Here is a 21509-nt window from a genome sequence, read left to right on the forward strand (position 1 = left end):
TTGACGGTTGATTGACCTGATGACTCGTCACCATGGAACCCGGACACCCGGACACCCGGACACCCGGACACCCGGACACCCGGCGCCGCTCGACGGCCGGAGCGCCGCTCGACAGCCGGAGCGCCGCTCGACAGCCGGCAGAGCACCCGCCCGCACACCCGCCCGCCGCCGACGCCCGGCCGCCCCGCGCAGCGCGGCCGCCTTCGGACGCCGGACATCGAACGCCGGACGGTCGACTTGACCGGGAAACTGATGAGGCGCCATATTACTTTCATGACGCAACGCCCCGACGCCGGCAGCGGCGCCCCCACCCTCGATCAGGCGCGCCGCCAGATCGCCCGCTACGGCCTCACGGCCGACCCGCAGGCGGTCCTGGTCGCAGCCAGGCTGATGGCGGCGGGCGCCCGGATCGGCCAGGCCGGGGAGGTGCACTTCGCCCGGTTCGGGCTCTCCACCGGCCGCTACCGACTGCTGGCCGATCTGGAGGACCACGGCGGCGAGAAGTCGCCCTCCCAGCTCGCGGCCGGCCTCGGCGTCTCGCGGGCGACCGTGACCGGCCTGGTGGACGGCCTGGAGCGGGAGGGCCTGGTGGTCCGCCGCCCGTCCGCCGAGGACGGCCGCGCCAACGTGGTGGTCCTCACCGCACGCGGCGCACAGCGGCTGCGCGATCTGGCGCCCGAGCACTTCGCCCGGATGCAGGCGCTGGTCGGCGGGCTCTCGGTCGAGGAGCGCGCCACCTTCCTCGACCTCCTGGCCAGGGTGGTCGAGGGCGCCGACGCGCTGACCGCGGACTGACCCGGTCGAGAACGGCGGGCCGCGCAAGGCGGCCCGCCGACTTCACGACCCAATAGTTAGGCACCTAATCACAAATAGTTAGCTACCTAATCACTTTCACCCCAGCACCTCCGCAGGAGAGGCCCATGAGCAAGAAAGCACCCGGCGCACCACCCCCCTTCACCCTGTGGCGGGAGGTCCTCGTCGCCTACGCGATGCCCGCCGTGATGGCCGGGATCGGCGGGGCCGTCACGCACCAGCCGCAGCTGATGATCGCCGCGGCCACCACGATCGGCGGCACCTCGGCCGTCGTCGCCACCCTGGTCGGCTCCGCCCTGCGGCGCCGGTCCAACCGCTCCCCGGGCGGCCGGGCACCGCACGCCCTGCTGGCCCCCGCACTCGGCCTGGCCGCCGCGGCCGTCGCACTCGCCGTCGGCCTCGCGGCCGCGCACTGGCTGCCGCAGATCCACGGGCTCGCCACCAGCCCCTGGCCCGGCCGCCTTCCGATCGACCTGCCGGTCTCGTCGGCGATCGCGGCCACCGTGATCACCTGGCGCTGGCGCGGCAGCCGCCGGCCCCGATCCCCGCAGCACCGACTCTCCACCCGACCGGAAGGACAGACCTCATGATCGTCGTCATGGGCGCCGGAGGCGCCACCGGCGGTGCCACCCTGCGCAGCCTCGCCGCCCTCGGTGCACCGAGCCGCTCACTCAGCCGCGACCCCGCCCGCCTCGCGGCCGGACTCGACGACCGGACCCTCGCACTGACCGAGACGCTTCCGGCCGACGCCGCCGACCCGGACTCGCTGCGCGCGGCCTTCCGCGGCGCGCACCAGCTCTTCCTCACCATGGCCAACGGCCCGCACCAGGTCGAGCACGAGCTGGCCGCGATCGACGCGGCAGTCGAGAGCGGCGTGGAGCACATCGTCAAGATCTCCGCACCCGCAGCCGAACCGGACTCCCCCGTGGCCGTCTCGCGCGGCCACCATCTGATCGAGGAGCGCCTGCGCGCGTCCGGTGTCACCGGGACGGTGCTGCGGCCGTACGCATTCATGCAGAAGCTGTTGCTGCTGGCACCCGGCATCGCCGCCGCCGGGGTGGTGCACGGCGCCATGGGCCAGGCCCGCTGCAACTACGTCGACGCCCGGGACATCGGCGACGCCGCGGCCGGGGTGCTCACCCGCCCGGAGCTCGCCGGCGGAACGTATCCGCTCACCGGCGGCCGGGCGTACAGCTACCCGGAGCTCACCGGGCTGCTCGGCGAGCTGCTCGGCCGCCCGGTCCGCTACCTCGACCTGCCCCCGGCCGGGCTGCACGCCCATCTGGTCGAGCGGGCCGGGATGCCGCCCTGGCTGGCCTCCCACGTGGTGGAGATCCAGCAGCTCGCGGTGGTCCGCCAGGAGGCACCCGACGACACCCTCACCCACCTCACCGGGCGCGCCCCGCGCACCCTGGAGGCGTTCCTCCAGGAGCACCTGCACTGCTTCCGCTGACCGGTCGGGCGCCACTCGGGCACCACCCGGGCGTCATTCGGGCGCCTCTCGGACACCGCTCCGACAGCGCTCCGACACCATGGCGGGCCCGGCTGCCAGGCCGGAACCGGGCCGGGAAGCCGGGCCCGCCACCCGAAGGGAGCAGCATTCGCTGTGGCGTGGATCACGATCGAGAATTCGTCCTGACGATCCGTCAATTCGACTGACATCCAGTCACATGACTTCCACGCCTATCCAGTTGTTGACTGACACAACGTCAGCTCAGGCCATTTCCGGCCTAGTTGGGCCAGGTGTCGGGCCGTACGGCGCCTCGCACCCGGGGCTACCATCAGTCGGGTTGTCCGCTCCGGCCCCGGAGTGGGGTCACCCCGTCAGGCGAGTGCTCCCACCGCCCCGAAGGGCCGGGCATCAGTCGGAACGGGGCGAGGACGAGGAGCGTACGGGCTGCCATGACAGCTGAACCGAGCACGGAGCAGTCCCCCACGTCGCCCCAGGCCACACCACCCCGAGCCACTCAGCCCCAAGCCACGCCACCCCATGCCACACCGCCGCAGGCCCTCTTCCCGGGCCGTCCGGCCGCCGCACCGCGCACCCTGGTCGACGTCCTGGACGCCACCGTCCGCGACCACCCCGACGAGCCGGCCCTGGACGACGGGCGCACCGTGCTCGGCTACCGCGCCCTGGCCGCCGAGGTCGAGCAGCTGCGCCGCCGGCTGGCCGCCGCCGGGATCGGCCCTGGCGACCGGGTGGGCGTGCGGGTGCCCTCGGGCACCAACGACCTGTACGTCTCGATCCTCGCCGTGCTCGCCGCCGGCGCCGCCTACGTGCCGGTCGACGCCGAGGACCCGGACGAGCGCGCCCAGCTGGTCTTCGGGGAGGCCGGCGTCGCCGCGGTGCTCGGCGCCGACCGCGCGCTGACCGTCCACCGCGAACGCCCGGTGCCCCACCCCGGCGAGGCGGCCGCGGACCACCGCCCCCGCCCCGCGCCGACCGACGACGCCTGGATCATCTTCACCTCCGGCTCCACCGGCCGCCCCAAGGGCGTGGCCGTCACCCACCGCAACGCCGCCGCCTTCGTCGACGCCGAGGCGGCACTCTTCCTCCAGGACGAGCCGATCGGCCCCGGCGACCGGGTGATGGCCGGCCTGTCGGTGGCCTTCGACGCCTCCTGCGAGGAGATGTGGCTGGCCTGGCGCCACGGCGCCTGCCTGGTGCCCGTCCCCCGCTCCCAGGTGCGCAGCGGCGCCGACCTCGGCCCCTGGCTGGCGGAGCAGGAGATCACCGTGGTCTCCACCGTCCCGACGCTGGCCGCGCTCTGGCCAGCCGAGGCGCTCAACGAGGTGCGGCTGCTGATCTTCGGCGGCGAGGCCTGCCCGCCGGAGCTGGTGCAGCGGCTGGTCACCGAGGGCCGCGAGGTCTGGAACACCTACGGCCCCACCGAGGCCACCGTGGTCGCCTGCGCCGCGCTGCTGACCGGCGACGGCCCGGTCCGGATCGGCCTGCCGCTGGACGGCTGGGACCTCGCCGTGGTCGACGAGGCCGGCGAGCCGGTCGCGCCCGGCGGCACCGGCCAGCTGGTGATCGGCGGGGTCGGCCTGGCCCGCTACCTCGACCCGGAGAAGGACGCCGAGAAGTACGCGCCGCTGGCCTCGCTCGGCTGGGAGCGCGCGTACCGCAGCGGCGACCTGGTCCAGGCCGACCCGGCCGGCCTGCTGTTCCTCGGCCGCACCGACGAGCAGATCAAGCTCGGCGGCCGCCGGATCGAACTCGGCGAGGTCGACGCGGCGCTCCAGGCCCTGCCCGGCGTGGCGGGCGCGGCCGCCGCCGTCCGCACCGCGCGCGGTGGCAACCAGCTGTTGGTCGGCTACCTGGTCGTCCAGGACGGCTTCGACCGCGAGCAGTCCGTCGAACGGCTGCGCGCCGAGCTGCCGGCCGCCCTGGTGCCGCTGCTCGCGCCGGTCGACGCCCTGCCCACCCGCACCTCCGGCAAGGTCGACCGGGCCGCGCTGCCCTGGCCGCTGCCCGAGCTGGAGAACGCCGGGCCGAGCGAGCAGCTGTACGGCACCGAGGCCTGGCTGGCCGAGCAGTGGGCCGAGATCCTCGGTGTGGCGGTGAGCGGCCCGCGCGACGACTTCTTCGGCATCGGCGGCGGCAGCCTGGCCGCCGCCCGGCTCACCACGCTGCTGCGCACCCGCTACCCGAACGCCGCCGTGCTGGACGTCTACCAGCACCCGACGCTGCGCAAGCTCGCCCGGCACCTGGAGCGCACCGCCGCCCAGGGCGGCCAGGCCCGCACCGTCGCGCTGGTGCCGACCAGGGCCAAGCTGCTCCAGCTGCTCCTACTGATCCCGCTGTTCACCGTGGTCGGCCTGCGCTGGACGGTCGCCCTGCTGGCCGCCGGGAACCTGCTCTCCCACCTCGGCGACTACCCGTGGGCGCCCACCGCCTCGTGGTGGGCGGTCGGCGCGGGCGCCCTGGCGCTGTACACCCCGGCGGGCCGGCTGGCGATCGCGGCCGGCGGCGCCCGGCTGCTGCTGCGCGGCCTGCGCCCGGGCAGCCATCCGCGCGGCGGCGCCATCCACCTGCGGCTCTGGACCGCCGAGCGGCTCGCCGAGCTCAGCGGCGCCACCGCACTGTCCGGCGCCTGGCTGGTCCGCTACGCCCGGGCGCTGGGTGCCAAGGTCGGGCCCGAGGTGGACCTGCACTCGCTGCCGCCGGTCACCGGGATGCTGAAGCTGGGCCGGGGCTGCGCCGTCGAGGCCGAGGTGGACCTGTGCGGCTACTGGCTGGACGGCGACCGGCTGGAGGTCGGCCAGGTCAAGGTCGGCTCCGGCGCCGTGGTCGGCACCCGCTCGACCCTGCTGCCCGGCGCCCGGGTCGGCAAGCGCGCCCAGGTGCTGCCCGGCTCCAGCGTCACCGGGCAGGTGCCGACCGGCCAGCGCTGGGGCGGCGCGCCCGCCGTCAAGCTGGGCCGCGTCGAGCGGGCGTGGCCCAAGGAGCGCCCGCCGCACCGGGCCTTCTGGGCCGCGCTCTACGGCGCCAGCGGCACGGCGCTCGGCCTGCTCCCGGTGGCGCCCGCGCTGGCCGCGCTCGCGGTCCTCGCCGGATTCGTCCACCAGGGCGACGACCTCGGTGCGGCGCTCGGCGGCGCGCTGCTCGGCCTGCTGCCCGCCACCCTGGCGTACGGCGCGGTGTACGCGGCGCAGCTGGTGGCCGCCGTCCGGTTGCTGAGCCGCGGTCTGGTCCCCGGGGTGCACCCGCTGCACGGCCGGGTCGGCTGGCAGGCGTGGACCGTCACCCAGCTGATGGACCGGGCCCGGGAGGTGCTGTTCCCGCTGTACGCGGGACTGGTCACGCCGCTGTGGCTGCGGGCGCTCGGGATGAGGGTCGGCCGGGGCGCGGAGGTGTCCACGGTGCTGGCGCTGCCCAGCCTGACCACCGTCGGCGACGGCGCGTTCCTGGCCGACGACACCCTGATCGCGCCGTACGAGCTGGGCGGCGGCTGGGTGCGGCTCGGCGAGGCGAAGGTCGGCGAGCGGGCGTTCCTCGGGAACTCGGGAATGACCGCGCCGGGGCGGGCGGTGCCCAAGCGGGGCCTGGTGGGCGTGCTGTCGGCGACGCCGGAGAAGGCCAAGAAGGGCGGCTCGTACCTGGGCATGCCGCCGATGCGGCTGCCGCGCGCGGCGGACGAGGCCGACCAGAGCCTGACCTACGAGCCGCCGGCCCGGCTGCTCTGGGCGCGCGGACTGGTCGAGCTGGCCCGGCTGCTGCCGGTGCTCGCCTCGGGGGCGCTCGGCATGCTGACCGTCGCGGTGCTGTCCCGGCTGTCCGTCTCCTGGCCGGCGGGCGTGGCCGCGCTGCTCTCGGGCCTGGTGCTGCTGGGCGCCGGCGCGGTGGCCTGCCTGGTCGCGGTGGCGGCGAAGTGGCTGCTGGTCGGCCGGTTCCGGGCGGTGGAGCACCCGCTGTGGAGCAGCTTCGTGTGGCGCAACGAGCTCGCGGACACCTTCGTCGAGGTGCTGGCGGTGCCGTGGCTGGTCGGCGCGGTGCCGGGCACGCCGGTGCTGAACCTCTGGCTGCGGGCGCTCGGCGCGCGCGTCGGCCGCGGCGTCTGGTGCGAGAGCTACTGGCTGCCGGAGGCGGACCTGGTCACCCTCGGGGACGGCGTCACCATCAACCGGGGCTGCGTGGTGCAGACGCACCTCTTCCACGACCGGATCATGCGGATGGATACTGTGATCCTCCGCGAGGGCGCCACCCTGGGCCCGGGCGGCATCGTGCTGCCCGGCAGCACGGTGGGCGCGCGCAGCACGCTGGGCCCGGCCTCGCTGGTGATGCGCGCCGAGTCCGTCCCCGCCGACACGCGGTGGCTGGGCAACCCCATCGAGGCGTGGCAGCCCACGCCATGACCACCCGTCCCGGCCCGCAGGAAGTGCCCGCCCCCGTGAAGCCCAAGCACGTCCCGGCGGCCGCCGGCGCCCCCGACCCGTACTTCCCGGCCAGCGGCGACCACCGCTACCGGGTCCACCGCTACGAGCTCGCGCTGGACTACCGGCCCGGGCCGAACCGGCTGGCGGCCTCGGCCCGGCTGAGCGCCGTGGCGGACGCGGCGCTGGCCGAGTTCGCGCTGGACCTGGCCGAGTTCCGGATCGGGCGGGTGCTGGTCGACGGCAAGGCCGCCCGCTACACCCACCGCGCCGGCAAGCTGCGGATCCGCCCGGCCAGGGCGCTGGCGGCGGGCGCCGCGTTCACCGTCGAGGTGCACTACACCGGCAACCCCCGCCCGGTGCGCAGCCCGTGGGGCGGCCTGGGCTGGGAGGAGCTGACCGACGGTTCGCTGGTCGCCAGCCAGCCGATCGGCGCGCCGTCCTGGTTCCCGTGCAACGACCGGCCCGCCGACAAGGCGACGTACCAGATCGCGATCACCACGCCGTCCCCGTTCACCGTGCTGGCGAGCGGCCGGCTGCTGACCCGCACCACCCGGGCGTCCAGCACCACCTGGGTGTACGAGCAGAGCGCGCCGACCTCGCCGTACCTGGTGACGGTGTCGATCGGCCACTACCGGCCGGTGCCGCTGGCGGCCCGCCCGGCCGTGCCGCAGACCGGCTACGTGCCGGAGCGGCTGGTCCCCGCGTTCACCCGGGACTTCGGCCGGCAGCCGGAGATGATGGCGTACTTCGACGAGGTGTTCGGGCCCTACCCGTTCGGCGAGTACGCGGTGGTCGTCGCGGACGAGGAACTGGACGTCCCGGTGGAGGCGCAGGGCGTCGCCACCTTCGGGACGAACCACCTCGGCGGCGGCTGGCAACGCGAGCGGCTGATCGCCCACGAGCTGGCGCACCAGTGGTTCGGCAACAGCGTGACGATCGCCGACTGGCGGCACATCTGGCTGAACGAGGGCTTCGCCAAGTACGCCGAGTGGCTGTGGTCCGAGCACGCCGGCGGCCCGGCCGCGGCCACCCACGCCGCCGCCGCGCACGGCCTGCTGGCCGGGCTCCCGCAGGACCTCAGGCTCGCCGACCCGGGCCGCAGGCTGATGTTCGACGACCGGCTGTACCAGCGCGGCGGCCTGGCCGTGCACGCGCTGCGGCGGGCGCTGGGCGAGGACGCCTTCTTCGCGATGCTGCGGGACTGGACGAGCGTCCACCGGCACGGCGTCGTCGGCACCGCCGACCTGCTCGCGCACGCCTCCCGCTACACGACCGCCCCGCTGGCCCCGGTCTTCGAGGCCTGGCTGCAGCGGCCCGAACTCCCGCCGCTGCCGGGCTGACCGGCCCGGCGGCGACGTCACGGGGCGTTCACGGGGCATTCGCGGGGCGATCGCGGGGCGTTTGCGGAGATAACGGGTGGATCCTTCGGAGCGGCCTGGCTAGGTTGGGTTCGTCTGTCGCCCGTCCGTGCTGACCGGCGGCCCCCGCCTGCGGACCTCGCCGACGGTCTCGCCGGCGGACCTCGTGGCAGACCACGCCGACGGGCCTCCCCCGCCGGACCGCGCCGAAGGATTCAGAGGATCAGATGACCGATCAGTCCGACGAACTGCTGCCGACCACCCGCCGCGCCCTGCTGCACCGGATCGCCGTCGCCCAGGCCGAAGGGCGCACGCCCTCCCTGGCCGCCGGAGTGGTCCGGGACGGCCGGCTGGTCTGGAGCGGCGCCCGCAGCATGATCGACGGACACGCGCCGACCCCCGACGTCCAGTACCGGATCGGCTCGCTCACCAAGACCTTCGTCGCCGTGCTGGTGCTGCGGCTGCGCGACGAGGGCCTGCTCGACCTCGCCGACCCACTCGCCCGCCACCTGCCCGGCACCCCGGCCGACGGCGCGACCATCGCGCAACTGCTCGCCCACACCGCCGGACTCGCCGCCGAGACGCCCGGGCCCTGGTGGGAACGGACCGACGGCTCCCTGCGACCCGGACTGGACGACCTGCTGGAGCCCGGCGCCGCGATCAAGCACCCGGCCGGGCGCCTCCACCACTACTCCAACCCCGGCTACGCGCTGCTCGGCGCGCTGGTCGAGCGGCTGCGCGGCGAGCCCTGGGGCGAGGTGCTGCGGCGCGAGGTGCTGGCGCCGCTCGGCATGGACCGCACCACCCTGCTGCCCGAGCACCCGCACGCCGGGGGCTTCGCCGTCCACCCGTGGGCCGACGTCATGCTGCCGGAGCCGCTCACCGACACCGGCCTGATGGGCCCGGCCGGCCAACTCTGGTCCACCGTCGCCGACCTGGCCCGCTGGGCGGCCTTCCTCGCCGCCGGGGACGACAAGGTGCTCGCCGCCGACTCGCTCGCCGAGATGCGCCGGCCCGCCACCGGCCCCGACAACACGACCTGGACCACCGGATACGGCCTCGGCCTGCAACTGCGCCGCCACGAAGGCCGGGTGCTGTACGGCCACACCGGCTCGATGCCCGGCTTCACCGCCGCACTGTGGGTCAGCGACGAGGACGGCCTGGCCGCGATCGCCCTGTCCAACGCCACCACCGGCGCCGGCACCACCCTGGTGGCCACCCAGTTGATCACGCTCACCGCCGAACACGAGCCCCGGCTGCCCGAGCCCTGGCGCCCGCTGCCCGAGGTCGACGAGGAGCTGCTGGCCCTCACCGGCCCCTGGTACTGGGGCACTTCGGCGCAGGCCCTGCGGCTGCGGGCCGACCGCGGCCTCGAACTGACCTCGCTCACCGGCGGAGCCCGCAGCTCCCGCTTCCGCGCCGAGCCGGACGGCACCTGGACGGGACTGGACGACTACTACACGGGCGAGACCCTGCGGGTGGTCCGGGCGGCCGACGGCACGGTCAGCCACCTGGACCTCGGCTCCTTCATCCTCACCCGCGAACCCTACGGCCCCGCACCCGTCATCCCGGGCGACGTCGACCCGAAGGGCTGGCAGGCCTTCTAGGACCTGCCGGGGGCGCGCCCTGCTCGGGGCACGCCGGTCGCACACAACATCACACCCGTCCGCGGGAGTTCCGGGGGAATCCCCGGAGAGAGTGGCCGGCCCGGGCGCACAGGCGCCCGGGCTGTCCACCCCCGGCGAGCGAGCACCCGGTGCCCGGCAGATGACCGGGAGGCGACGGGTGGTCCCATTCAGCAGTTGCACATCTGCGCTCCGCCGCGCCGCAACATGGATGCCAACCGGCTCGGAGAGATATACGGGGACCGGTTCGCGTGCAGGCCCAACGCCTGCGGGCCGGGCCGGTGCCCTGGCGATCCAGGGCGCCGCCGATCGTGCTGCCCTGGAGGGTCCGCCATGACCACCGTCCCCACGTACACTCCGACCGCAGTAGCCCCCACCCAGGACGCCCCCGCCGTCCCCGCCCCCCGCCGGCCGCAGGCCCCGGCCGCCTACACCGTCTCCCTCGCCCGCGACGCCGACGACGTGCGCGCCGCCCAGCGGCTGCGCCACCAGGTGTTCGCCGCCGAGCTCGGCGCCGTCCTGCACAGCCCGGTCGCCGGCCTGGACGTCGACCCCTTCGACGAGTACTGCGACCACCTCCTGGTCCGCGAGGGCGAGCACGGCGCCGTCGTCGGCACCTACCGGCTGCTGCGCCCCGAGGCCGCCCGGCGGGCCGGACGGCTCTACTCCGACGGCGAGTTCGAGCTCTCCGCCCTGGCGCCGGTCCGCCCGGGCCTGGTGGAACTCGGCCGCTCCTGCATCCACCCCGACCACCGGGGCAACGGCGCCGTCATCAACCTGATGTGGGGCGGCATCGCCCGGTACCTCTCCGACACCGGCAACACCTGGGTCGGCGGCTGCTGCTCGATCCCCCTGGACGACGGCGGCGCCACCGCGGCCCGGGTCTGGGACACCGTCAGCGCCAAGTACCTGGCCCCCGAGCAGTACCGGGTCACCCCGCGCCGCCGCTGGGACGCCACCGGCGTGCCGCGCGCCGAGCGCGGCGCGCTGCCCGCCCTGCTCCGCGGCTACCTGCGGCTCGGCGCCTGGGTCTGCGGCGAGCCCGCGTACGACCCGGACTTCGACTGCGTCGACCTGTACGTGCTGCTGTCCCTGGAGCGCACCGACCCGCGCTACCTGCGGCACTTCCTGTCCGGACTGCCCTCCCGGCCCCTCGGCGCCTCATCATGAGCGTCTGGCTTCCGACGGCCCCCTGCCGGCCCGAGACCTGCCTGGCCGACCCGGCGCCCGCCGTCTCGCACCCCCGGCGGGCGCTGCGGCTGGCGGCCTGCCTGGCGGCGGTGCTGGCGGGCGTGCTGCTCAGCCTGCCCCTGCGCCTCCTCCCGTACGGGACCCGGGAGCGGCTGATCCGGCTCTGGGCGCGTGTCCTGTTGCACACCCTCGGGGTCACCGTCCACCTCGGGACGCCGGGCGGCACGCTCGGCGGCGGGACGCTCGTGGTGGCCAACCACGTGTCCTGGCTGGACATCCCGCTGATCGCGGCGGGCCGCCCGGGCCGCTCACTGGCCAAGACCGAGGTCCGCCGGTGGCCGGTGCTCGGGCCGCTGATCGCCTGGGGCGGCACCGTGTTCCTGGACCGCGACCGGCTGCGCGCGCTGCCCGACACCGTGGCGGCGGTGGCCGAGGTGCTGCGCGCCGGCCAGCCGGTGATCGTCTTCCCGGAGGGGTCCACCTGGTGCGGGCGGGAGAGCGGCCGCTTCCGGCCCGCACTGTTCCAGGCGGCGGTGGAGGCGGGCGCCTTCGTCCAGCCGGTGACGATCCGCTACCGGCTGGCGGACGGACGGCCGACCAGCGTGCCCGCCTTCATCGGAGACGACGGACTGCTCACCTCGCTCGCCCGGGTGGTCGCGGTGCGCGGGCTGGTCGCCGACGTGACGTTCCTGCCGCCGATTCCGCCGCCCGCGCCGCAGGCCACCCGGGCGGGGGCGCGCCGGGAACTGGCCCGCACGGCGCAGGCGGCGGTCGAGGGCATCCGCTGACGTGGCGTCGGCACGCGGATCGGTCAGGTCGGTCAGGTCGGTCAGACCGGCCGGGCCTCGGCCAGCGGCTCCGGACCGGGGCTCGGATCGGGGTCGGGGCCGAGGTCGGGGCCGGGGCTCGGGCCGGGGTCGGAGCCCGGGTTCGACGCGGAGTCGGGGGCCGATTCCGGGAGGCCGGTACCGCCCGGGGCGAGCGGGCGGGCCCGGCCCAGCAGGACGGCGACCAGGACGGCAGTGACGGCGAGCGCGGCCGCACCGCAGCGCGCCGCGAGGTGGAGGCCCTCGATGAAGGCGCCGTCCATCGCGTCCTGGACCGGGCCGGGCAGCACGGCGGCCGCGCCGCCACCGCCGCGCCCCGCCCCGGCGGGCGCGTCCGCGATCGGGCCGACGGCGTCCGGCGGCACGCCGAGCCGGTGCAGGGCGGCGGTCAGGCTGCCGGTCATCCGGTTGGTCAGCACCGCGCCGAGCACCGCGATCCCGAGGACGCCGCCCAGCTCACGTAGGGTGTTGATGCTCGCCGAGGCCATCCCGGTCTGCGCCGGGGCGACCCGTTGGAGCACCGCGATCGACACCGGGGTGAAGGTCATCCCCATCCCGAGGCCCATCGCGAACAGGGTCCACAGGTACTCGACGTAGTGGGCGTGCTCGCCGTAGAGGGACAGCCCACCGAGGCCCGCCGCGCACAGCGCGAGACCGAGCACCAGCGGCAGCCGGGGCCCGTACCGCGAGGTCAGCCCGCCGGAGAGGGGGGCGGCGACGACGATCATCGCGGTCATCGGCAGCCCGGCGTAGCCGGCGTCGGACGGGGACCAGCCGAGCGGGCCCTGCATCAGCAGCGGCAGGAAGAAGAGCGCGCCGAAGATCCCGAAGCTGACCATGAAGCCGCTGAGCAGCGCACCGCCGAGGGCGCCGTCGCGGAACAGCCGTAGCTCCAGCATCGGTTCGGCGAGCCGCAGTTCGAGCACCAGGAAGGCGGCCAGCAGCACGAGTGCCGCGGCCCCGCAGAGGAGCACCCGGGTGTCCGTCCAGCCTCGGGTCGGCCCCTCGATCAGCGCGTAGACCAGCAGGCCGAGGCCCGCGGCGGAGAGGACGAGGCCGCCGAGGTCGATCCGCCGGGCACGCGGGGGGATGTCCGGGAGCACGCGGGCGGCGAGCACCAGTGCGGCCACGCCGATCGGTACGTTGATCCAGAACACGCTGGCCCACCCGAGGTGCTCGACCATCGGCCCGCCGACCACCGGGCCGATCGACAGGCCCAACGCGGAGACCCCGGACCAGAGGCCGATCGCCTTGGCACGCTCGCGCTCGTCGGTGAAGACGTGGCGCAGCAGGGCGAGGCTGCCCGGGGTGAGCAGCGCGGCCCCGACGCCCTGCAGCATCCGGGCGCCGACCAGCAGGCCGATCGTTCCGGCGAGCGCGGCGAGCGCGGAGCCGACCGTGAACAGCGCGAGGCCGAACCGGAACATCCGAGTGCGGCCGTACCGGTCGCCGAGCGCGCCGCCGGTCAGCACGAACCCGGCGTAGACGAGGCTGTATCCCTCGACGACCCATTGCAGGCCGCTGATCCCGGCGTCCAGGTCCTGGCCGATGCGGGGCAGGGCGTTGTTGACGATGACGTTGTCCAGCATCGACATGAACATGGTGACGCAAAGCGTCAGTAGCGCGAGCCGTTTGCGCCGAGCGCTCGACTCCTGCATGGGAACCCTCCCGATTCCTGGCCCCTAACAGCGTTAGGGAGTGGTGCGGCACGCACAGAGTGCCCCTAACGGTGTTAGATTGCAAGCGGGATCTCGCGTACAGGCGCTCGCCACGGACAGCCGCCGCGAGACTCGCGACCGGGTAAGACCGGGTAAGACCGCTGGAGGCGTCCGCACAGCCATGCCAGAGAACGACGACACGACACCGCCACTGACCAGGGACGCGCTGACCCAGGCCGCGCTGCGGGTACTGGAACGGGACGGCCTCGACGGGCTGTCGATGCGCAAGGTCGCCGCCGAGGTCGGCGTCAAGGCGGCCTCGCTGTACTGGCACGTCCGCAACAAGCAGGAACTGCTCGACCTGCTCACCGACGCGGTGATGGCCTCGGCCGAACCCCCGCCGCGCGAGGGCGGGTGGCGCGAGCAGTTCCACGCCTACTGCTGGCGCTACCGCCGGCTGCTGCTCGACAAGCGCGACGCCGCCAAGGTCGTCTCGGGCCGCCTCTCCCCCGGGCCCCACCTGCTCGGCCTGATGGAGGACCAGCTCGACCGGCTCCGCGCGGCCGGCTTCTCCGACGCCGACGCCGCCATGGCCACCTACCTGCTGGGCGCCTTCGTCCAGGGGTTCGTCCTCCAGGAGCAGTCCCCGATCTCGGCCGCCGAAGTCCTCGGCACCAGCCGCCGGGACATCGCCGACGCCGCCGGCGACCGCTTCCGCGCCCTGCCCGCCGACACCTTCCCCAACCTCGTCGCCCTGGCCGACGACCTCACCGAACCCGACATGGACACCCGCTTCGAGTTCTGCGTGCAACGCGTCCTCGACGGGCTCGCGACCCTGCTGCCCGCCGAACAGCGCTGACCCCACCACGGCGGGGCCCGGCCGGCCGGGCCCCGCCCCGGGCCCGCCGAAAATCCGCGGCCCGGCCTGCGAACGCCCGCTAGGGTCTGTCAGGGCACCCCGGCCGCACATCCACGGAGGAGTTCCGCGATGCCCGAGCTACACCCCCACTACGAGCCCTACGCACAAGGCCTGCTGGACGTCGGAGACAAGCAGCGGATGCACTGGAACGCCTCCGGCAACCCGGCGGGCAAACCCGCCGCGATCGTGCACGGCGGGCCCGGGTCCGGCCACCGGCCGGGCGCCCGGCGGTACTTCGACCCCGAGCGGTACCACGTGGTCCAGTTCGACCAGCGCGGCTGCGGACAGAGTCTGCCGCACGCCGCCGACCCGGCGACCGGGCTGGAGCACAACACCACCGAGCGGCTGATCGCGGACATGGAGCGGCTGCGCGACCACCTCGGCATCGAGAAGTGGCTGCTGTACGGCGGCTCCTGGGGCTCGACGCTGATCCTCGCCTACGCGCAGGCCCACCCCGAGCGGGTCTCCGAGATCGTGCTCTGCGGCGTCACCACGACCCGCCCCGAGGAGACCGACTGGCTCTACCGGGGCGTCGCCCGCTTCCTGCCCGGCCCGTGGGAGGAGTTCCGGAACTTCCTGCCGGCCGCCGACCGCGACGGTGACCTGGTGGCCGCCTACAGCCGGCTGCTCAACAGCCAGGACGAGACCGTCCGGCGGGCCGCCGCGAACGCCTGGGCCACCTGGGAGGACGCCGTCATCGCGCACGAGGCGCTGGGCAAGCCGAACGCCTACAGCGACCGCCCCACCGACGCGCTGATGGCGTTCACCCGGATCACCGCGCACTACTTCGCGCACCACGCGTTCCTGGCCGACGGCCAACTGCTGCACGACGCCGGACGGCTGGCCGGCATCCCGGGCGAACTGATCCACGGCCGACTGGACCTCGGCTCGCCGCTCGACACCGCGTGGCGGCTGACCCGGGCCTGGCCGGAGGCCCGACTGACCGTCATCGACGAGTCCGGGCACACCGGGAGTCCGGCGATGACGGAGGCGGTCCTCGCGGCGATCGAGCGGTTCGCCTGACCTGCCCGCTCGTCCGGTCCCCTTGTCCGGTCCGTCTGCCCAGTCCGCCTGTCCAGTCCGCCCGGCCGGTTCGTCCACGGGCGGACGGGCGGTTCACGCGAACGGCCTCCGCCTACGATACGAAGCATGATCGCCTATGTCCCAGCCGCCCTGTTCTTCCTGTTGTTCGGAATCGGGGTACTACGCGACCGCCGCCAGTTCAGCAATGCCGTCCTGCTCGGCATCGCCGTCTCCCTGCTCGCCCTCGCCCTGCTCACCGAGCTGCGCAAGGCGCCCACACTGGTGATGGAACTGGCGGCGGTGGCGATCATCCTGCTGCCGGCCCTCGGCACGGCGGCCCTGGTCTGGTTCCTGATCGCCAACGGCCTGACCATGATCCGCAAGGAGGGCAGACGGCCCGCCAACCTGCTGTCCCTCCTCGCCGGTCTGGGCATCCTCGCCGTCATCGCGCTGCTGCTCGCTGCTCTGGCCACCCGCTCGCCCCGGCTGGGCGTACTGGCGGGCACCGCCGTCCTGGTGGTCGGCTACATCTCCTTCCTGTTCGTCTGCTTCGTCGGCTACGCATTCCTCTACGGCCGCCACCGGCCGCGCCGGAACGTGGACTTCGTGGTCGTCCTCGGCTCCGGTCTGATCGGCGGCGAGCGCGTCCCGCCGCTGCTGGCCAGCCGGCTCGACCGGGGCCGGGAGGTGTACGACAAGCAGGCCGCGCGCGGCAACCCGCCGGTGCTGATCACCTCCGGCGGCCAGGGCCCGGACGAGAAACTGCCGGAGTCCCACGCGATGGCCGACTACCTGACCGGGCGCGGCTTCCCGGCCGAACACATCGAGCGCGAGGACCGCTCCCGCACCACGGAGGAGAACCTGCTCTTCAGCAAGGCCATCATGGAGCAGGCCAAGCCCGACTACCGCTGTGTCGTGGTCACCAACAACTTCCACGCCTTCCGGGCGGCGCTCACCGCCCGCAGGACCGGCGTCAACGGGCAGGTGTTCGGCTCGCCGACCGCCGCGTACTACTGGCCGAGCGCGACGATCCGCGAGTTCGCCGCCGTGTTCCTCTCGCACAAGCTGATCAACTTCGGGATCTGCGGCCTCCTCGCGCTCTGTGGGCTGCTCGCGGCCCTCTGAACCGCAGCCGACCCCGGGCCCCGGCCGCCGAAGCGACCGGGGCCCGGCCGTACCTTCAGCCGAACCTCCGTCAGGTCTCCCTCCGGTCCTCCGAACCTCTGCCCGGGCCTCCGGTCATGCCACCGGTCGGACCACCTGTCAGGCCGCCGCTCAGGCCGCCGGGCGGGGCGCCAGGATGGCGCAGGTGGTGGTGGCATGCGCGTAGAGCTTGCCGTTCTCCACCCCGACCACCCTCGCCTCGGCCGTCGCCATCGTCCGGCCCAGATGCAGCACCAGGCCCTCGCAGCGCAGCAGCCCCGAGTCGGCGAAGAGCGGGCGCAGCATGTGGACGTTCAACTGCGTGGTGGTGTAGCCGATCCCGGCGGGCAGCCGGCTCAGCACGGCGCAACCGAGCGCCGAGTCGAGCAGGGTGGCGAGGTAGCCGCCGTGCACGGTGTTCATCGGGTTGTAGAGGTGATCGCCGAGTTCGCCCTCGAACACCGCCGTGCCCGGCTTCACCTCGGCCAGATGGAATCCGAGCGTGCTGCAGATCGCCGGCTCCTGAATCCGGCCCGCGAGGATCTCGTGCAGGATCTCCTCTCCGCTCAGGCGCGGGAAGGCGGAGATCGGCGGGCCGGCCGTCCAGGTGTGGGTCCTGGTCCGGGGCACCTGGCCCTCCAGGGCCTGCCGGCCTTCAAGGAGCTCCTGGCCCTCCGGGGACGTCGCGCCGCCGGGGTCTGCCTCATTCGTCGTCATGGGATCAACCTGCCTTGTTCGCGCACGCCCCTCAAGTGCCTTCCGCGGTACGGCCGGCGCGCGGCCCCGGGCATCGGACCATGGCGGTCCACGCCATGGCGGGGCGGTGGACCTCGGGTGGCCGTCACATGGCACCGGGGCACGGGGCGCGCCACGCTGCACGGCATCCGCCCCCACTCCTCCCCCACCCAGGAGCCCCCATGCCTCTCCGTCCTGCCGCCGCCGCGTTGCTGACGGCCGCCGCACTCGCGATCGGCACCACCGCACCCGCCCCGGCTGCGGCCGACACCGTGAGCGGGACCTTCCAGCAGGTCACCGGATTCGGCGCCAATCCGGGAAACCTCGCGATGTACTCCTACACCCCCGCCGGACTGCCGAGTGGCGCGCCGCTGGTGGTCGCGCTGCACGGCTGCCTGCAGACCGCCAACGACTACTACCGCAACTCCGGTTGGACGACCTTCGCCGACCGGTACGGCTTCGCGGTCGTCTTCCCGCAGACCAGCAGTGCCAACAACAGCCTCTCCTGCTTCAGCTGGTTCGACGCGACCAAGAACGCCCGGGGCGCCGGCGAGGCTGAGTCGGTGATCGAGATGGTCACCAAGGCCAAGGCCCTGTACGGCTCGGACGGCCGGCGGGTGTTCGTCACCGGGCTGTCGGCCGGCGGCGGGATGGCCTCCGACCTGCTGGCCGACTACCCGGACGTGTTCGCCGGCGGGGCGATCGACTCCGGCCTCCCGGCCCAGTGCGCGACCACCCAGGGCGCCGCCTCCGGCTGCCAGAACTCCGACCAGGGGCTCACCCCGGCCCAGTGGGGCGACAAGGTCCGGGCCGCGTACCCGGGCTACGCCGGGCCCTGGCCCCGGGTGGCGATCTGGCAGGGCAGCGCGGACACCGTGGTCAGGCCGGTGAACGCGACGGAGCTGCGCGACCAGTGGACCAATGTCCAGGGTGTCGGCCAGAGCCCGACCAGCACCCGGAGCCTGCCGGGCGGCACCACCGAGGAGGTCTACGCCGACGCGGGCGGGCGGCCCGCCGTGGCGCTGTTCACCATCGCCGGGATGGGCCACGGGCTGGCCGTCAACCCCGGCTCCGCAGCCGACCAGTGCGGGGCCACCGGCAGCTACTTCCTCAACACGATCTGTTCCAGCTACTACACCGCGCAGTTCTGGGGCCTGGACGGCGGCACGGGGCCCACCAACCCCGGCCTGCCCGCCCCGACCGGGCTGACCGCGACCCCGGCGGGCCAGAGCTCGATCACCCTCGCCTGGCAGGCCGTCAGCGGGGCCGCCTCCTACCAGGTCTACCGGGACGGCACAATGGCGGGCAGTGCCACCGGCCCGTCCTTCACCGACACCGGGCTCGCCCCCGGCACGTCGTACGGCTACACCGTGGCGGCGGTCGACCCGTCGGGCGCGGTGGGCACCCGATCGGCGGCGGTGACGGCGACCACCGGCGGCGGCGCCGCGCAGTGCTTCACCGACAGCAACTACAGCCAGGTCCGGGCCGGGCGGGCCACCCAGAGCGGCGGCCTGACCTACGCGCTCGGCTCGGGCCAGAGCATGGGCCTCTGGAACACCTTCGTGACGCACACCCTGAAGCAGACCGGCCCGGGCTACTTCGTGCTCGCCGACGGCCAGTGCTGAGCGGGCGAAACCCGACCTCCGGCTCATCCGTCCCCCTCTCCCGGGCGCAGCCCCGCCTCTCCTGAGCGCAGCCCGGCGAACAGGTCGGTCTCGGACCCCTCGCCCTCGACCGGCACCAGGCTCCGGGCGAGGTGGTAGTCCTCCGTCGGCCAGACCTCGCGCTCGATGTCCCGTGGGTGGGCCATGAACGCGACCCCGGGCTCGATCTGGGTGGCGTGCGCCAGCAGTGCCGCGTCCCGTACGGCGAACTGCTCGGCGCACGCGATCCGGGTGGTGGTGGCGAGGGCGGGCGGGGTGTCCGGCCAGTCCGCGAGCAGTGCGCCCATGCCCGAGGGGACGCCCCGCTCCGTCATCGCGTCGTGCAGGGTCTGGAACCAGGCTCTGGAGAGCGCCAGGTGGTAGTAGAGCTTCGCCGCCTGCCAGGGTTCCCCCGTCTCGGGGTGGCGGCCCGGGTCGGCGGCGGCCTCGAAGGCCTCGACCATGACCTGGTGGGTCATCACGTGGTCGGGGTGCGGATACCCCCCGGTCTCGTCGTAGGTGACCACCACGTGCGGACGGAACTCCCGGATCAGGGCGACCAGCGGCGCCGCGGCCGCCGCCACGGGCTGGGCGGCGAAGCAGCCCTCCGGCAGCGGTTCGCCCGGGCCCGGCATGCCGGAGTCCACGAAGCCGAGGAACTGCTGGCGCACCCCGAGGATGCCCCGGGCGGCCGCCATCTCCTCGCTCCGGATCCGGGCGAGGTCCGCCCGGACCTCGGGGCGGTCCATGGCCGGGTTGAGCACCGAGCCGCGCTCACCGCCGGTACAGGTGGCGACCAGGACGTCCACCCCCTCGGCGGCGTACCGCGCGAGGGTGGCAGCGCCCTTGCTGGACTCGTCGTCGGGGTGGGCGTGGACGCTGAGCAGGCGGAGCCGCCCGGCGTGCTGGGTGAACACGGCGCCTCCGTACGTGGCCGATGTGGTCATGCGCCCTCCCCGGGTCGTCCGTCCGGCGGCCGCTCCGACCGCCCGGAAGAAACTTAGGACGGACCCAGCGATTAGGTCAAGCCTAATTTCTGGGTCCGACCCATCGAACTGCGCTACGCTGCCCCCATGACGGAACCCACAACGGAAACCGCGACGGAAACCCTGACGGGAACCGGGGCCGCCCCGACCCTGCGCGAGCTCAACAAGCGCCGCACCCGCGAGGCGATCTCGCACGCCGCGACCAGGCTCTTCATCGAGCAGGGCTTCGACCGCACCACCATCGCCGAGGTCGCGACGGCCGCCGGAGTCGCCAAGATGACCGTCACCAACCACTTCCCGCGCAAGGAGGACCTCCTCCTCGACCTGCACGAGGAGATCGTCGGTCGGCTCGCCCGGGCGGTCGCCGAGCGTGCGCCCGGCGAGTCCGCCCTCGCCGCGCTGCGCCGCGACTGCCTGGCCGGCCTCGACCGGCACGACCCACGGCTCGGCTTCTCCGGCCCGGCGTTCGCCCGCACCATCGCCGACAGCCCCGCCCTGGTCGCCCGGATCCGCGAGCTGCACGAACAGAGCGAGACCGCCCTGGCCGAGACCCTGGCCGAGGCCACCCGCCCAACGAAAACCGGCACTCCGCCCGGCACTCCGCCCGGCGCATCGCCCGACGCGCCGGGCGGCACACCGGCCGGCCCGCCGGTCGACTTCGAGAGCCGGGTGGCCGCCGGGCTGCTCGCCGCCGTCGACCGCACGGTGTTCACCGAAGTGTTCCGCAGGCTGCTGGCCGGCGACGAGGCCGCCGCCATCACGGCGGCGGTGCGCCCCTCGGCCGTCCGGGCCTTCGACCGACTGGAGGGCGCCCTGGGCACCTTCGCCGTCCGACCGGGCTCCTGACCTGCGGCGCGAGACGCCCACCCGTGGAGAGCCCTTGACGAAAGGTTGACCTGCTCACGGCAGAAGGTTGACGACCGCCGCCCCTATCGTCGGCCCATGCCCTCACAGCCCATCAGGCCCACCACCCTGCCGGTCCTGCCCTACCGCAAGCCCACCCGAGGCCGGGACTACTGGGTCCTGGACAACGTCCTCCCCGACCCGGACGCCGTCCGCGAGCGCTGTCTGGCCCGCGGCGACTGGACCGAAGGCTACCCGCACCGCCCCGAGACCTGGCCCGGCCTGCGCACCATGCCCGGCCTGGAGCCCGACGAGCTGGCCCGAGTGGAGGCCCTGGTCCGCAAGGCCACCGGCGCTTCCCGGCTCTGGGTGCAGAGCACCCCGGGCGGCGGCACGCTCAACCACAACTGCGTCCAGGTCGTCGGCGCCGGGGAGTCGGAGTCCCGCCCGCACACCGACTCCCGCGCGCTCTGCCGCTACGCCGCCGTGCTCTACCTCAGCCCAGGCGCGCCGAAGGACGCCGGCACCAGCTTCTACCGCCAGCAGTTCCCCGGCGGACGCCTCGGCGGGAACCTCGTCAACGCGCCGCACAACAATCTGGTCGAGGCGCTCGGCACCCGCCACGTGCCCGCCGACCACTTCACCGAGGACGTCCGCGTCCCCAACCGCTACAACCAGCTGCTCCTCTACCACGCCAACCTCATGCACAGCGCGACCTCCTACTACGGCGCCGAGCTGCCGGAACGTCGGATGACGGCCGTCTTCTTCTGGATGGCCTGACGGACCGACAGCACGCCCGACCACCGAACGCGGCAACCGAACGCGGCCGCCGAACGCGGTCTCCGGAGCTGCCGAGGACTCACCG

The 21509-nt window shown here is 74.3% G+C and carries 17 protein-coding genes; 14 read left to right on the forward strand and 3 right to left on the reverse strand.

The features are described from left to right. Nucleotides 1-273 precede the first annotated feature (273 nt). The 8 genes from A6F73_RS01290 to A6F73_RS01325 all read left to right on the forward strand — a co-directional run bounded on the left by A6F73_RS01290 (nt 274) and on the right by A6F73_RS01325 (nt 11655). Nucleotides 274-795 (forward strand): MarR family transcriptional regulator, encoded by a 522-nt coding sequence (locus tag A6F73_RS01290; RefSeq protein WP_063346029.1) that lies wholly within the window; start codon nt 274-276, stop codon nt 793-795. A gap of 125 nt (nt 796-920) precedes the next feature. Next, nucleotides 921-1403, forward strand: a complete 483-nt coding sequence (locus A6F73_RS01295; RefSeq protein WP_063346030.1) for a hypothetical protein — start codon at nt 921-923, stop codon at nt 1401-1403. Next, entirely contained in the window at nt 1400-2266 is an 867-nt protein-coding gene (locus A6F73_RS01300; protein ID WP_063346031.1) for an NmrA family NAD(P)-binding protein, read from the forward strand. The genes A6F73_RS01295 and A6F73_RS01300 overlap by 4 nt, the downstream gene beginning before the upstream one ends. A 449-nt stretch (nt 2267-2715) precedes the next feature. Beyond that, on the forward strand, nt 2716-6672 hold the full coding sequence (locus A6F73_RS01305; protein WP_063346032.1) for a Pls/PosA family non-ribosomal peptide synthetase: 3957 nt from the start codon (nt 2716-2718) through the stop codon (nt 6670-6672). Next, nucleotides 6669-8033, forward strand: a complete 1365-nt coding sequence (locus A6F73_RS01310; protein WP_079135337.1) for a M1 family metallopeptidase — start codon at nt 6669-6671, stop codon at nt 8031-8033. Before A6F73_RS01305 ends, A6F73_RS01310 begins: the two co-directional genes overlap by 4 nt. Nucleotides 8034-8278: 245 nt before the next feature. Next, nucleotides 8279-9658, forward strand: coding sequence for a serine hydrolase domain-containing protein (locus A6F73_RS01315; RefSeq protein ID WP_063346034.1), 1380 nt, complete (start codon nt 8279-8281; stop codon nt 9656-9658). Nucleotides 9659-10009: 351 nt separating this feature from the next. Further along, a complete protein-coding gene (locus A6F73_RS01320; protein ID WP_063346035.1) occupies nt 10010-10846 on the forward strand; it encodes a GNAT family N-acyltransferase in 837 nt (278 codons plus the stop codon). After that, nucleotides 10843-11655, forward strand: a complete 813-nt coding sequence (locus A6F73_RS01325) for a lysophospholipid acyltransferase family protein (protein WP_063346036.1) — start codon at nt 10843-10845, stop codon at nt 11653-11655. The genes A6F73_RS01320 and A6F73_RS01325 overlap by 4 nt, the downstream gene beginning before the upstream one ends. 41 nt (nt 11656-11696) lie before the next feature. Here A6F73_RS01325 and A6F73_RS01330 read toward each other — a convergent pair whose 3' ends face one another. Beyond that, entirely contained in the window at nt 11697-13352 is a 1656-nt protein-coding gene (locus A6F73_RS01330) for an MFS transporter (protein ID WP_079135338.1), read from the reverse strand. Nucleotides 13353-13533: 181 nt separating this feature from the next. Between A6F73_RS01330 and A6F73_RS01335 the strand changes: the two genes are divergently transcribed. From A6F73_RS01335 to A6F73_RS01345, 3 genes are all read left to right on the forward strand, one after another. After that, entirely contained in the window at nt 13534-14211 is a 678-nt protein-coding gene (locus A6F73_RS01335) for a TetR/AcrR family transcriptional regulator C-terminal domain-containing protein (RefSeq protein WP_063346037.1), read from the forward strand. A gap of 129 nt (nt 14212-14340) precedes the next feature. After that, the gene (gene pip / locus A6F73_RS01340; RefSeq protein ID WP_063346038.1) at nt 14341-15294 is read left to right on the forward strand and encodes a prolyl aminopeptidase; all 954 of its coding nucleotides are present in this window, start codon (nt 14341-14343) and stop codon (nt 15292-15294) included. 126 nt (nt 15295-15420) lie between these two features. Next, nucleotides 15421-16419, forward strand: a complete 999-nt coding sequence (locus A6F73_RS01345; RefSeq protein WP_063346039.1) for a YdcF family protein — start codon at nt 15421-15423, stop codon at nt 16417-16419. 150 nt (nt 16420-16569) lie between these two features. On the opposite strand, the gene A6F73_RS01350 is transcribed toward A6F73_RS01345, so the two are convergent. After that, nucleotides 16570-17154, reverse strand: a complete 585-nt coding sequence (locus A6F73_RS01350; RefSeq protein WP_079135339.1) for a PaaI family thioesterase — start codon at nt 17152-17154, stop codon at nt 16570-16572. 200 nt (nt 17155-17354) lie between these two features. Here A6F73_RS01350 and A6F73_RS01355 point away from each other — a divergent pair, with 200 nt between their 5' ends. Then, on the forward strand, nt 17355-18797 hold the full coding sequence (locus A6F73_RS01355; protein ID WP_063346040.1) for a PHB depolymerase family esterase: 1443 nt from the start codon (nt 17355-17357) through the stop codon (nt 18795-18797). A 23-nt stretch (nt 18798-18820) separates the two neighbouring features. Here the strand turns inward: A6F73_RS01355 and mca are convergent, their stop codons facing one another. Next, the gene (gene mca, locus A6F73_RS01360; RefSeq protein ID WP_063346041.1) at nt 18821-19762 is read right to left on the reverse strand and encodes a mycothiol conjugate amidase Mca; all 942 of its coding nucleotides are present in this window, start codon (nt 19760-19762) and stop codon (nt 18821-18823) included. Between the two features lie 126 nt (nt 19763-19888). On the opposite strand from mca, the gene A6F73_RS01365 reads away from it, so the two are divergent. Then, nucleotides 19889-20647 carry a TetR/AcrR family transcriptional regulator gene (locus A6F73_RS01365; protein WP_079135340.1) on the forward strand — a complete coding sequence of 253 codons (759 nt, stop codon included), beginning with the start codon at nt 19889-19891 and terminating at the stop codon, nt 20645-20647. Between the two features lie 96 nt (nt 20648-20743). Then, nucleotides 20744-21424 carry a DUF6445 family protein gene (locus A6F73_RS01370; protein WP_063346042.1) on the forward strand — a complete coding sequence of 227 codons (681 nt, stop codon included), beginning with the start codon at nt 20744-20746 and terminating at the stop codon, nt 21422-21424. Nucleotides 21425-21509 lie beyond the last annotated feature (85 nt).

The organism is Streptomyces sp. MJM8645 (genome assembly GCF_001625365.1).
Taxonomy (GTDB): Bacteria; Actinomycetota; Actinomycetes; order Streptomycetales; family Streptomycetaceae; genus Kitasatospora.

What these genes read in the sequence shown, in the direction of transcription:
- A6F73_RS01325 (WP_063346036.1), top strand. Translation starts at nt 10,843, where the DNA reads ATGAGCGTCTGGCTTCCGACGGCCCCCTGCCGGCCCGAGACCTGCCTG.
- A6F73_RS01350 (WP_079135339.1), bottom strand. Translation starts at nt 17,154, where the DNA reads ATGACGACGAATGAGGCAGACCCCGGCGGCGCGACGTCCCCGGAGGGC.
- A6F73_RS01290 (WP_063346029.1), top strand. Translation starts at nt 274, where the DNA reads ATGACGCAACGCCCCGACGCCGGCAGCGGCGCCCCCACCCTCGATCAG.
- pip (WP_063346038.1), top strand. Translation starts at nt 14,341, where the DNA reads ATGCCCGAGCTACACCCCCACTACGAGCCCTACGCACAAGGCCTGCTG.
- A6F73_RS01310 (WP_079135337.1), top strand. Translation starts at nt 6,669, where the DNA reads ATGACCACCCGTCCCGGCCCGCAGGAAGTGCCCGCCCCCGTGAAGCCC.
- A6F73_RS01330 (WP_079135338.1), bottom strand. Translation starts at nt 13,352, where the DNA reads ATGCAGGAGTCGAGCGCTCGGCGCAAACGGCTCGCGCTACTGACGCTT.
- A6F73_RS01355 (WP_063346040.1), top strand. Translation starts at nt 17,355, where the DNA reads ATGCCTCTCCGTCCTGCCGCCGCCGCGTTGCTGACGGCCGCCGCACTC.
- A6F73_RS01335 (WP_063346037.1), top strand. Translation starts at nt 13,534, where the DNA reads ATGCCAGAGAACGACGACACGACACCGCCACTGACCAGGGACGCGCTG.
- A6F73_RS01300 (WP_063346031.1), top strand. Translation starts at nt 1,400, where the DNA reads ATGATCGTCGTCATGGGCGCCGGAGGCGCCACCGGCGGTGCCACCCTG.
- A6F73_RS01315 (WP_063346034.1), top strand. Translation starts at nt 8,279, where the DNA reads ATGACCGATCAGTCCGACGAACTGCTGCCGACCACCCGCCGCGCCCTG.
- A6F73_RS01370 (WP_063346042.1), top strand. Translation starts at nt 20,744, where the DNA reads ATGCCCTCACAGCCCATCAGGCCCACCACCCTGCCGGTCCTGCCCTAC.
- A6F73_RS01320 (WP_063346035.1), top strand. Translation starts at nt 10,010, where the DNA reads ATGACCACCGTCCCCACGTACACTCCGACCGCAGTAGCCCCCACCCAG.
- A6F73_RS01305 (WP_063346032.1), top strand. Translation starts at nt 2,716, where the DNA reads ATGACAGCTGAACCGAGCACGGAGCAGTCCCCCACGTCGCCCCAGGCC.
- A6F73_RS01295 (WP_063346030.1), top strand. Translation starts at nt 921, where the DNA reads ATGAGCAAGAAAGCACCCGGCGCACCACCCCCCTTCACCCTGTGGCGG.
- mca (WP_063346041.1), bottom strand. Translation starts at nt 19,762, where the DNA reads ATGACCACATCGGCCACGTACGGAGGCGCCGTGTTCACCCAGCACGCC.
- A6F73_RS01365 (WP_079135340.1), top strand. Translation starts at nt 19,889, where the DNA reads ATGACGGAACCCACAACGGAAACCGCGACGGAAACCCTGACGGGAACC.
- A6F73_RS01345 (WP_063346039.1), top strand. Translation starts at nt 15,421, where the DNA reads ATGATCGCCTATGTCCCAGCCGCCCTGTTCTTCCTGTTGTTCGGAATC.